The sequence below is a fragment of the Klebsiella sp. K47 genome, from assembly GCF_051858335.1.
GTDB classification, from domain to species: Bacteria; Pseudomonadota; Gammaproteobacteria; order Enterobacterales; family Enterobacteriaceae; genus Klebsiella; species Klebsiella pneumoniae.
On record NZ_JBPYUI010000647.1, the window covers coordinates 1 to 206 of the forward strand.

Here is a 206-nt window from a genome sequence, read left to right on the forward strand (position 1 = left end):
CTGGTGGACGGCCGCGCGCTGCATGTTCCAGAGCACCGTGCTGCTGGCCCGGCAGCGGCGCGAGATCGCCTCGCTGGAAGACTCCAAGCGCATGCAGCAGGCCCTGTATGAAATCGCCGATCTGGCCGGTGCCGATCTGGAAATGGCCGAGATGCTGCGCCACTTCCACCGCGTGCTCAATTCCCTGATGTATGCGCAGAACTGCT

General features: G+C 64.1%; 1 protein-coding gene. It reads left to right on the forward strand.

Annotation, left to right across the window (positions count from 1 at the left end; all coding sequences use genetic code 11):
* Positions 1–206: hypothetical protein (locus tag RRF55_RS29555; RefSeq protein ID WP_439419536.1), on the forward strand; the 206-nt coding region annotated here is incomplete at both ends.